Source organism: Leucobacter faecis (assembly GCF_054456635.2).
In genome coordinates, this window is sequence record NZ_JBTJEP020000029.1 from 18,009 (window position 1) to 28,128 (window position 10,120).

Annotated in this window: 10 protein-coding genes; 4 read left to right on the forward strand and 6 right to left on the reverse strand. The window is 67.1% G+C overall.

All coding sequences use genetic code 11. The annotated features are described in order from the left end of the window. Positions 1-9 precede the first annotated feature (9 nt). On the forward strand, positions 10-1,269 hold the full coding sequence (locus ACXR2T_RS15235) for a M20 family metallo-hydrolase (protein WP_458817010.1): 1,260 nt from the start codon (positions 10-12) through the stop codon (positions 1,267-1,269). Positions 1,270-1,284: 15 nt separating this feature from the next. On the opposite strand, the gene ACXR2T_RS15240 is transcribed toward ACXR2T_RS15235, so the two are convergent. Continuing rightward, positions 1,285-2,763 carry a D-alanyl-D-alanine carboxypeptidase family protein gene (locus ACXR2T_RS15240; RefSeq protein ID WP_458840351.1) on the reverse strand — a complete coding sequence of 493 codons (1,479 nt, stop codon included), beginning with the start codon at positions 2,761-2,763 and terminating at the stop codon, positions 1,285-1,287. A gap of 192 nt (positions 2,764-2,955) precedes the next feature. Between ACXR2T_RS15240 and ACXR2T_RS15245 the strand changes: the two genes are divergently transcribed. Together ACXR2T_RS15245 and ACXR2T_RS15250 are read left to right on the forward strand one after the other, a co-directional pair. Beyond that, positions 2,956-4,140, forward strand: a complete 1,185-nt coding sequence (locus ACXR2T_RS15245; RefSeq protein ID WP_458840353.1) for an acetyl-CoA C-acyltransferase — start codon at positions 2,956-2,958, stop codon at positions 4,138-4,140. A gap of 284 nt (positions 4,141-4,424) precedes the next feature. Beyond that, entirely contained in the window at positions 4,425-5,282 is an 858-nt protein-coding gene (locus ACXR2T_RS15250) for an SDR family NAD(P)-dependent oxidoreductase (protein ID WP_458817018.1), read from the forward strand. Positions 5,283-5,292: 10 nt separating this feature from the next. Here the strand turns inward: ACXR2T_RS15250 and ACXR2T_RS15255 are convergent, their stop codons facing one another. Together ACXR2T_RS15255 and ACXR2T_RS15260 are read right to left on the reverse strand one after the other, a co-directional pair. Then, entirely contained in the window at positions 5,293-5,628 is a 336-nt protein-coding gene (locus ACXR2T_RS15255; RefSeq protein ID WP_458840355.1) for a type II toxin-antitoxin system HicB family antitoxin, read from the reverse strand. Then, complete coding sequence (locus ACXR2T_RS15260; protein WP_489945553.1) at positions 5,615-5,875, reverse strand: toxin HicA; 261 nt, start codon at positions 5,873-5,875, stop codon at positions 5,615-5,617. Before ACXR2T_RS15260 ends, ACXR2T_RS15255 begins: the two co-directional genes overlap by 14 nt. A 330-nt stretch (positions 5,876-6,205) precedes the next feature. Here ACXR2T_RS15260 and ACXR2T_RS15265 point away from each other — a divergent pair, with 330 nt between their 5' ends. Next, positions 6,206-7,378 carry an FUSC family protein gene (locus ACXR2T_RS15265; RefSeq protein ID WP_458840359.1) on the forward strand — a complete coding sequence of 391 codons (1,173 nt, stop codon included), beginning with the start codon at positions 6,206-6,208 and terminating at the stop codon, positions 7,376-7,378. Between the two features lie 69 nt (positions 7,379-7,447). Here ACXR2T_RS15265 and ACXR2T_RS15270 read toward each other — a convergent pair whose 3' ends face one another. The 3 genes from ACXR2T_RS15270 to ACXR2T_RS15280 all read right to left on the reverse strand — a co-directional run bounded on the left by ACXR2T_RS15270 (position 7,448) and on the right by ACXR2T_RS15280 (position 9,860). After that, positions 7,448-7,948, reverse strand: a complete 501-nt coding sequence (locus tag ACXR2T_RS15270; protein WP_458817026.1) for a glutathione peroxidase — start codon at positions 7,946-7,948, stop codon at positions 7,448-7,450. Positions 7,949-8,051: 103 nt separating this feature from the next. Beyond that, positions 8,052-8,804, reverse strand: coding sequence for an MBL fold metallo-hydrolase (locus tag ACXR2T_RS15275; RefSeq protein WP_458840361.1), 753 nt, complete (start codon positions 8,802-8,804; stop codon positions 8,052-8,054). Positions 8,805-8,846: 42 nt separating this feature from the next. Further along, complete coding sequence (locus ACXR2T_RS15280) at positions 8,847-9,860, reverse strand: aldo/keto reductase family protein (RefSeq protein WP_458840363.1); 1,014 nt, start codon at positions 9,858-9,860, stop codon at positions 8,847-8,849. Between the last annotated feature and the right edge of the window lie 260 nt (positions 9,861-10,120).

Below are 10,120 nucleotides of genomic sequence, written 5' to 3' on the forward strand. Positions count from 1 at the left end.
GGACGTACCATGACGAATCAGACAACCATCGATCGAGACACGAGGTTTCTGGCGGACTGGGACGTGCACGCGCAGTTTGGTGCGGTTGAAGGCACGATCGGCGTAGAACGCCAGGCCGCGAGTGCCGCAGACGGGGCACAGCGCAAGTGGTTCGCCGAGCTGCTCGAGAAGAGCGGCTTCACTGTGCATCGTGACACCGTCGGCAACCAGTTTGGCCTGCTCGAGCTGGTGCCTGGTGCGCCCTACGTGCTAACCGGTTCACACATGGACTCGCAGCCGACCGCGGGCCGGTTCGATGGGGCCTACGGTGTGATGGCGTCGGCTCACGCGTGTATCCGTGTGGCCGATGCGCTGCGCGCCCAGCCCGAACGCGCTCGGTTCAACCTCGCCGTCGTCAACTGGTTTAACGAGGAGGGCTCGCGTTTCAAGCCCTCAATGATGGGCAGCTCGGTGTTTACCGGCAAGCTCGACGTCGCGACCGTGCTAGAGACGACCGACCCGCACGGTGTCAGCGTGAGAGAAGCACTAGATGAGATCAGCGAACGAGGTGACTTCGCTGGGCTCGAGGTGGCCTCATACGCTGAGATTCACGTGCAGCAGGGGCGCAGCATGGAGGAAGATGGTGTGACAATCGGACTCGTCAACGCCACCTGGGCAGCCCACAAGTTCGAGTTCAAGATCACGGGTGAGCAAGCCCACAGCGGCTCGACACTCATGGCCGACCGGCGAGATGCACTGCTGGGGGCCGCCCGCCTCGTGGTGGCCGCGCGCGAACTGGTCGACGACTTCGACGAGGGGTTGCTGCACACCGCCTGCGGTGAGATCAACGTATACCCGAACTCGCCCGTAGTCGTGGCGAGCGAGGTGCAGCTGTTGTTTGATCTGCGCTCACCCAGCGCAGAGGTGCTCCAGCGTGCCTACGCGTCGGTTATGCGCACCGTAGCGAAGGTGCAGCGTGAAGATCGCGTCGATATTGAAATCGTGGCCGAACACAGCTGGGATCAGAACCCTTACCCCGAGGACGGGGTCGAGCTGGCCCGCGTCGTCGCCGAGGAGCTCGGGCTCACCCACGACCGCGTGATGACGGTCGCCGGCCACGACTCCACAAACATGAAGGATGTCGCCCCGACGGTCATGCTGTTCGTACCGAGCGTCGACGGGATCTCCCACAACCTTAAAGAGTTCACTCGCGACGAGGACTTGCTTGCTGGGCTGCACCATTTGACCGGGGTCGTGCAGCGACTCGCAGAAGGAGCGCTCGCAGAGTAGTGGGTGACAACTGCCTTAGCCCCACAACACCTCGGGGTGCGTGACGCGCCACCACAGGTCGGGCTCGGTGAAGCTGCCCGTCTGCACCACGGGCAGCACCTCCGACGAAGCGGGCGCCGAGATCGTGACACTCCCCACAACTTCGCCCGCACCACTGTCAGCCTGACCGTCGCTGCTTGCGGTAGCTGCGGTGGGCACGGCCTGATCCGGCGCAGCGTTTGACACAGCAGCGCCCGCACCAGCAGCGCCCGCCCCGAGCGCCACCTCGAGCGTCGCGAGCTCACCGGGCAGCAGCACCGCGCTCGCCGCAGTCGCGGCGGTGAGCGGCTGCTGATCGCCCATCACCGACACCGCTTCGCCCACCTGGGTTCCTGCCTCAACAATCGGCACAACCTGCGGCAGCGTGTCCATCGCGGCGAGCATGTCGCGGCCCGACTGCGCGCGCTCCTCGACCGACCCGCGACCCATGGTCACCGAGATCTTCGTGACCTCGCGGCCGTGAGCGTCGACGCGTTGCGCCGCGACCAGATTGAACCCGGCCGAGCTCGAGCGCCCGGTCTTGAGCCCGACCATGCCGGGCAGCTCGGTGAGCAGCGGGTTCGTGTTCTCGATCGTGCCGATGCCCCACGGCATCTCGGCCGAAACGACGTTCGTGAACTGTGTGACGGTGGGGTTTGCGAGCGCGATGCGCGCAATGCGCACGAGATCTGCGGGCGTTGCCCGGTTGCCCTCGTCCATGCCGGTCGGCTCGACGAACTCGAGCGACGCGATGCCGTGCTTTTGCTTCCACGCCTCGACCGCCGCGAGAAAGGCCTCGTTGCTGCCAAACACCCAGCGCGCGTACGCGTCGGCAAAATCGTTGGCAGACGGCAGAAAGATGAGCGTGAGCATCTGCCGCTCGGTCATCTCAGTGCCCACCGGCACCGGGTACGCGACCCCGTCATCTGCGAGGTACGCGGCCTGCTGCGCGGCGTCTTCTTCGCTCCACACGTGCGTTTCGCCGTCGGAATCCGGGGCGAGCGGCCGCGTCTCGAGCGCCACGAGCACGGTGACGAGCTTCGACACACTCGCCAGCGGGTAGGCCTGCTCATCGTTCGACCACACCCCCTCCGACTCAGCCCAACCGATCGCGGTCGGCAGCGGCTGCGCGTCGACCGCGGCCTGCGCGGGCTCCTCGCTCGCGGCGACCGGCTGCGGGGCAGGCTCCGTGAGCATCAGCTCCGGATCGGGCACCGCTGCCCCCGCCGCGGCCGCGGTGTAGGCGGCCGCGGCCGCGAGCACGAGCACCGTGACGACGGCGATCGTGCCGGCGGCCCGGCGCTTGCGGCGCCGCGTGCGCGGTTTCTTGCGTTTGGCGTCGGTGCGCTTGGTGTCGGTGCCTTTGGTGTCGGTGTGCTTGGTCTCGAAGAGGCCGAGGCCTGCGAAACCCTCGACCTCATTGGCGTCGCTTGGCGTCTGGGGTGAGTCGGGGCTGCTGTCGTCGGCTCTGGTCACTCGATCAACCATAGCCGTGCCGCTGCCGTGCCGTCGTGCGCGCGCCGATGCATACTGTGAACTCCCCAAACTGTGCGAGAAGGGCGGGGCTTCGGGGATCCGGATCAGGCAGAATGGCAGCGAGAGCCATGCACCCCGGGCCGCCTCGGGCGGTGCGGGCCAGCCCACACCGTACGCACAAGGAGGTCGCTCATGACCGCGCAGCACCAGGCCCTGATCGCGGGGTACGCCCGCACCCCGTTCACCAAGTTCACCGGCCAGCTCGCGGCGCAGCCCGCGACGGTGCTGGGCGCGCACGCCGTCAAGGCGGCGCTCGCTCGCGCCGGGGTAGCTGCCGCAGAGGTCGACGCGGTCGTCGCTGGCCAGGTGCTGCAGGCGGGTGCCGGGCAGAACCCCGCGCGCCAGACCGCCGTGGGAGCGGGCATCGGCATGAACGTGCCCGCAATTACGCTTAACGCCGTATGCCTGTCGGGGGCCGAAGCTGTCGCGCAGGCCGCGCGGCTCATTCGCGCAGGCGAGGCCGACGTGGTTGTCGCGGTGGGGCAGGAGTCGATGTCGCTGGCTCCGCACGTGACGCAGCTGCGCGCCGGCACCAAGTATGGCGCCGCGCAGCTCGTGGACACCGTCGACCACGACGGCCTGTCTGACGCGTTCGACCGGGTTGCGATGGGCGCGCTTACCGAGACGGGCAACGTGCCGCTCGGCCTGACCCGCGCCGAACAAGACGAGTTCGCCGCCGCATCGCACGAGCGCGCCGCAGCCTCGGCCGAGTTCTTCGCGGGCGAGATCGCGCCGTTCACCGTGACGTCGCGGCGCGGCGAGACGGTCGTATCGGCCGACGACGGCGTGCGCCCCGGCACGACGGCCGAGACCCTTGCGGGCCTGCGCCCCGCGTTCGCTGCGGAGGGCACCATCACGGCGGGCAACGCCTCACAGATCACTGACGGGGCGGCAGCCCTCGTGGTCGTGAGTGACGCCGCGGCAGCTCGGCTCGGGCTGACACCGCTTGCGCGGGTGGAAGCGACGGCGCTCGTGGCGGGCCCCGACACTCACCTGCACTCACAGCCCGCCCGGGCGATCGCCGCTGCGCTCGCGAAACTGCCCGAGGTCTCTACCGCAGACCTCGCCGTCGTCGAGATCAACGAAGCCTTCGCCGCCGTCGGCGTGCAGTCAACCCGCGAACTCGGCCTCGACCCAGCGATCGTCAACCCGCACGGTGGCGCGATCGCCCTCGGCCACCCGATCGGCGCCTCGGGGGCACGCATCGTCGGCACGCTCGCCCGGCAGCTCGCCGAGCGCGGTGCGGGCACACTCGGTGCCATTGGCATCTGCGGTGGCGGTGGCCAGGGCACCGCGGTCGTGCTGCGCGCGGTGTAAAGGGCTGCTGCGCTGGCTGCGCTGGCTGCGCTGGCTGCGCTGGCTGCGCTTGCTGCGCTTGGCGCGCTTGCTGCGCTTTGCGCGCTTGCTGCGCTTGGCGCGCTTGCTGCGCTTGGCGCGCTTGCTGCGCTTTGCGCGCTTGCTGCGCTTTGCGCGCTTGCCTCACTATGTCGAGGGGTGGGCACGGCGTCGCTGATCGCCCGTGGAATGGGTGTAGCGTCGAAACGAAGGGCCAGGCAGAGCCTTGCCCCTCCCAGCGAACACTCCCAGCGAACGGAGCAGCAATGAAGCTAGCAGGTACCAGCGTGGTTGTCACAGGCGCCGCATCGGGGCTCGGCGCGGCCGTGAGTTCGGCGTTCGCCGCCCGCGGCGCGCACGTGCTCGGCATCGATCTTGAGGTGAGTATTGAGCGCGCGCGCGGTCAAGGCGCAAGCTCAGGCGCAAACTCAGATACCGGATCCCGGATCGAGGTCGCCCGCCCCGGCGGGGCGCCGGCCGGCAGCGTGCGCCTGGTCGCAGCAGATGTCACCTCGGGCGAAGAAGTCGCCGCAGCGCTTGCCACCCTCGATTCCGCTCAGCCGCTGAGAGTCGCAGTGAACTGCGCAGGGATCGCCCCGTCGAACCGTATTCTGGGGCGCGATGGCCCCCACGACCTCGATCTGTTTCGACGCATTGTCGACGTCAACCTGGTGGGGACGTTTAACGTGCTGCGACTTGCCGCAGAGATAATGGCGAAGCAAGAACCGACGGGTGGCTCCCAAGCGGGTTCCACCGGTGGCGAAGGCGAACAGCGCGGAGTGATCGTCAACACGGCCTCAATAGCGGCCTACGAGGGGCAGATCGGTCAGTCCGCCTACGCCGCATCGAAGGGGGCGATCGTGTCGCTCACATTGACCGCGGCGAGGGACCTCGCGCGCAATGGGATTCGGGTGAACACGATCGCGCCAGGCGTTGTGAATACGCCGATGCTCGCGGGACTCGGGGCTGAACTGGGTGAGGCGCTCGCCGCAGAGGTGCCGTTCCCGCCACGGCTCGCGCAGCCCACCGAGTTCGCCAAGCTTGTCATGATGATCGTTGACCACGATTACCTGAACGGCGAGACGATTCGCATGGACGGCGCGCTGCGCATGGGCCCGCGGTAGCAGCGTCGCGCTACGCGCCCACGAGTCGGGCCGCCGCGAGACGGTTGAGCGAGACGTGCTGCTCGGCGGCTTCGAGTGCAAGCTGTCGGTGTGCCTCTGGTGTGAGACGCACCATGAATTTGCCCGAGTAGTTGCGATCTGCGAGCGCGGCGGGTGGGGCCTCGCCGCTAAGCTGCATGTCGTGAAGCACGCTGGCAACGAGGGCGCGGATCCCCTCGAACGCTGCGGTTTGTGACTCTTCGATCCACGAAAGCGAGGGGAGCTCAGCGACCGTGCCGACGAATGCGTCGTCCTCACCCGACCAGCGAACGCGGTAGGTGTAGTGGTCGGGGTTAACTGTGGTCATTTTGCATCCCTTTCAGCTTGTTGATGGCGGCCAATACCTGCCGCACCTGATACGGCTTGGCCTTGCCGTGGTCGTTCTGAATGTTCACTCGTGGGTCTCCAATCCAAGGCATGCGGTAAAGACGGTGTGATGTGCCGTGTTGGCGCGGAGCCCCGAAGTAGTGGTCGCAGACTTTTGCAAGATCGTTGAAGGCTACGTTCTTTGGATTATTGCTCATCTGCGAGAGTATTTTCTCTAACCCCGACATGAGTATATGGTATCAATAATGATACTGAAACGCTATGAAGTGGTCTTGCTCAACGAAACCCGCGCTACGCGCCCACGAGTCGGCATCGAACTGACGAGACGGCCCGATAAATACGTCATTTCGATGCCGACTCGTCCTTTCGATGCCGACTCGTCCTTTCGATGCCGACTCGTCCTTTCGATGCCGACTCGTCGCCAGTGCGTGCCAGGGGTAAGTCCGCGCCCGGCTGACCACCCGAGACTGGCGCCCGGCAGGCCCGCCCGGGGCGGCCACCGGCTTGGTACCGTAGTCACAGCGCACGACGCGCACGACGAAGCAGGAGAACACCGGGTGGCAGGCGAGAACGACGGGCTACCAGGCGATCCAACTAGCCCAACTAGCCCAGCAAACCCGCCGACCGGGCTCATCACCGCGTCGCGGCGTGCAGCGTTAAGCCTCTTCGCGCTGCCGCCGGGGCCCGGCCCCCGCGGAGGAATCGCCCTGCGCGCCGCCCTCTCCATCGGCGGCCCGCTCGCAGCGCTCACCCTCGCAGGTCACGAAGCGCTCGGACTCCAGACGGCCGCCGGCGCGTTCGTGGCCCTCTACTCGACCCACCTGCGCGCCCGCGAGCGCGCCCGGGTGCTGCCAATCGTGGGCGCCTACCTGATCGTCTGCGCCGCCCTCGGCGTGCTCGCGGCGCCTTCGGTGCCGCTGCTACTCACCGGACTCGTGCTCATTTCTGCGGTCTCGAGTTCGCTCGCGTTCGCGTTTCGCCTCGGCGCCCCCGGCCCCGTGTTCTTAGTGCTCACCTACGGCCTCGCCGGCAGCATCACCGGTCTCGGCGACGACGGCCAACGCCACAACGACCCGCTCACTTTCTTGCTCGCGCTCACCTGCGGCGTCGCTTTCTCGTGCCTCATCGCGTGCACTCCGCTGCTGCGCCGCCGCGAGCGCACACGCCCCGCACGCCCGCTGCGTGAGGTGCTGCCCGGCCCGTGGCTTGGCCCCGGCGAGCGAATGCTCACGCTCCGGATCACCCTTGCCGCCCTCATCGGCACCGCGGTCACCGCGGCGTTCTTCGACCCACAGCGGGCGTACTGGACCGTGTGCGCTTCGATCGCTGTCGTGGGGCTGAGTGCCGTGCGCAGCTACTCGATTGGGCGCGGGCTGCACCGCACCGTTGGCACGCTCTTGGGGGCAGCGTTCTACTTGGCGATCGCGCCGCTGGGGGAGTACCCGTTGGTGCTTGTCGCGCTGCTCATGGCACTTCAGTTTGGCATCGAGTTTGTAGTGGTGCGCAACTATGCGCTCGCGCTCGTGTTCATCACGCCGCTTGTGCTGCTGCTCACGGGGGCAGCGATCGTCGGCTCAGACCACGTCACGACTGCGACCGAACGCGTCGTCGACACGGCCATCGGCTCGGCGATCGCCATCGTAACGGCCGCGCTGCACGGGCGCGACGGCCACCGCGGCGGTCGCGACCGCGGCCACCGCGGTGGCGACCTGTCGCACACATCAAAATAACGAGTACATACGAGAATGACGTGATTGAACTGGTTCCCGGGCGTTGGACAATCGCGATGAACCGGCAGACTACGCGGTGAGGGCGGCGGTGATCGCGGCCCGCAGCGCGTCGCTGCCGGGTTCGGTGCTCGACCTGAACCGGGCGATGGCAGGTTCGCCTCCCGCAGCGGGGTCGCGGCTCACTACAAACTTCTCGAAGTTCCAGCGCACAAGACCAGACTGCCCCTCCGGATCCTTCGCCTTACGCAGTTCCTTGAACAGCGGCTCTACGCCGCGCCCGTTCACCTTGCCCTTGGTGAGTAGCGTGAAGTCGACACCGTAGGTGAGCGAGCAGAACTCGGCGATCTGCTCGTCGCTACCCGGCTCTTGAAACAGAAACTGGTTGCACGGCATGCCGATTACGGTGAGCCCCTGCGGGCCGAACTCGCGGTGCAGCTCTTCGAGCCCCGCATACTGGGGCGTGAACCCGCACTTCGAGGCGACGTTCACCACGAGCGCCGCCCCCGGTGCGAGGTCGCCAAAACGCACCGCCCGGTCTCCGGGCAACCGAACTTCAATATCTCGCAGCATAATTTCCTCCTGCGCTTCACGCTACTCCTGGTGGGACACCGGGGCTAGGGCGCGGGACACCCGGCGCTGCGAGCCTTCAAAGCGTGCACTCGAAGCGCCTCGGCTAGTCACCAATCTCAACCGGCAGGTGCGCGACCTGCGGCCCGACCGCGGTGGTGAGCAGCCGCCAAAACAACGCCCGTCCGCTCTCGTTCAAGAGCGCATCATGCATCGCGAAGATCTGCGCAGGTGACACAGCCTTCACAAACTCCACCGTTTCGCGCAGGCTGCTCCACGGCCCAAGCAGAGGCACCGCGAGCACGTCGATGCCCGCGGGGAGCGTCTCGTAGCTGTCGCCCGGGTGAAACAGCTTGGTGCCCGCAGTGTCGGTCACCACAAACCCCGTGTTGGCACAGCGGGCAATCTCGGGCAGGATCACCTGGTGCAGCTCACCAACCGGTTCAACGCGAAATTGCCCGACCGTGAAGGCGCGCCCCGCGATCACGGCGCGGCCGCGGCCTCCCGCGCCGTCTCCCGCGCCGCCGTCCGCGTTTCCGCCCGCGTTGCCCGATCTTCGGTCGCCGGCGCCCCCGTCGCCCCCGGCCCCCGGCCCAGCGACAGCACCGCCTGCTGCTAGCCCGAGCTGCTCGAGCACCGCGGCGGGCGCATACACGAGCGCGGCCGGGTTCGCGGCGAGGAGCCCTGGCACCCGCTCGGGGTCGCAGTGGTCGACGTGCTCGTGCGTGAACAAGATCGCATCGAGCTCACCCAGCTCAAACACGGCCGACCCGCAGAACGTGCCGGGGTCAATGAGTAGCCGGGTGCCCGCCTCGTCTAGCAGCATGCCCGACTGACCGTACCGTGTGATGCGCATCATGCTTCGCTCCCTTGCGTGAACCCGCCACTCGATCGCTGCCCGCTACACGAGCCGGCGCGCTGGTGACGCCTGGTAGGTGTCGCCGGCGTCGTCGTGCACGGTGCCCGCGAGGGCGGTATCGATGGCCGCCAGCGTATCGGCGTCGAGCTTCACCCCAGATGCTTTCACCGTGTCTGCGAGCTGTTCGGGGCGTGACGCTCCCACGAGCGCGGCCGAAACGTTCTGGTTCTGCAGCACCCAGGCGATGGCGAGCTGCGGCATGGTGAGACCGGCCTCGGCGGCAATGGGCACGAGTCGCTGCACAGCTTCGAGCACATCGTCGCGCAAGAAACGTTTGATCGTCTCGGCGCCGTTCTTCTCGTCGGTGGCGCGAGACCCCGCAGGCACGGGCTCACCGGGCAGATACTTGCCCGAGAGCACGCCCTGCGCCATGGGCGACCACACGACCTGTGAGATGCCCAGCTCTTCAGATGCCGGCACCACTTTGCCCTCGATGACGCGGTGCAGCATCGAATACTGCGGCTGGTTTGAGACGAGTTGCACACCGAGCTGCTGGGCGAGCGCGTGGCCTGCGCGCAGCTGCTCGGCCGTCCACTCCGAGACGCCAATGTAGAGCGCCTTGCCCTGGCGCACCACGTCGGCGAACGCCTGCATGGTCTCTTCGAGGGGGGTTTCGACGTCGTAGCGGTGTGCCTGGTACAGGTCGACATAGTCGGTGCCGAGACGCGAGAGCGAACCGTTGATCGACTCGAAGATGTGCTTGCGGCTGAGCCCCGTGTCGTTGGGGCCCTTGGGGCCGGTCGGAAAGTAGACCTTCGTGAAGATCTCGAGCCCCGCGCGGCGCTGCCCCTTGAGGGCGCGACCCAGCACAGACTCGGCGGCGGTGTTGGCGTATGTGTCGGCAGTGTCGAAGCTCGTGATACCGGCGTCGAGGGCGGCGTGCACGGTGCGCACCGCCCGATCGTCTTCGACCTGTGACGCGTGGGTGATCCAGTTGCCGTACGTGATCTCTGAAACTTTAAAGCCGCTGTTGCCCAAAAAGCGATAGTTCACCATGTCCCCACTGTAGGGGCTGCGGGCGCCCCTGAACAGGGGCTTGTGGCCACGCGGCTGCGGGCGCTAGCCGCCCTTGGTCGTCCTGCGCGAGCGCAGCGAGTCGCAGGACCCAGGGGTCTTGTTGGTGTCAACTTTCGCTCTGGATCCTGCGACTCCTTCGTCGCGCAGGATGACGTAGTGGGTCGCGCAGACCCTATGAGTGTGGGGTTTATAAATAATCGATTACAAGCCTTGTAAGGCCAGAGCCCCACGGTGAAAAT

Coding starts and splice junctions, on each gene's coding strand:
- ACXR2T_RS15235 (WP_458817010.1), top strand. CDS start 10: ATGACGAATCAGACAACCATCGATCGAGACACGAGGTTTCTGGCGGAC.
- ACXR2T_RS15245 (WP_458840353.1), top strand. CDS start 2,956: ATGACCGCGCAGCACCAGGCCCTGATCGCGGGGTACGCCCGCACCCCG.
- ACXR2T_RS15250 (WP_458817018.1), top strand. CDS start 4,425: ATGAAGCTAGCAGGTACCAGCGTGGTTGTCACAGGCGCCGCATCGGGG.
- ACXR2T_RS15255 (WP_458840355.1), bottom strand. CDS start 5,628: ATGACCACAGTTAACCCCGACCACTACACCTACCGCGTTCGCTGGTCG.
- ACXR2T_RS15260 (WP_489945553.1), bottom strand. CDS start 5,875: ATGTCGGGGTTAGAGAAAATACTCTCGCAGATGAGCAATAATCCAAAG.
- ACXR2T_RS15270 (WP_458817026.1), bottom strand. CDS start 7,948: ATGCTGCGAGATATTGAAGTTCGGTTGCCCGGAGACCGGGCGGTGCGT.
- ACXR2T_RS15275 (WP_458840361.1), bottom strand. CDS start 8,804: ATGATGCGCATCACACGGTACGGTCAGTCGGGCATGCTGCTAGACGAG.
- ACXR2T_RS15280 (WP_458840363.1), bottom strand. CDS start 9,860: ATGGTGAACTATCGCTTTTTGGGCAACAGCGGCTTTAAAGTTTCAGAG.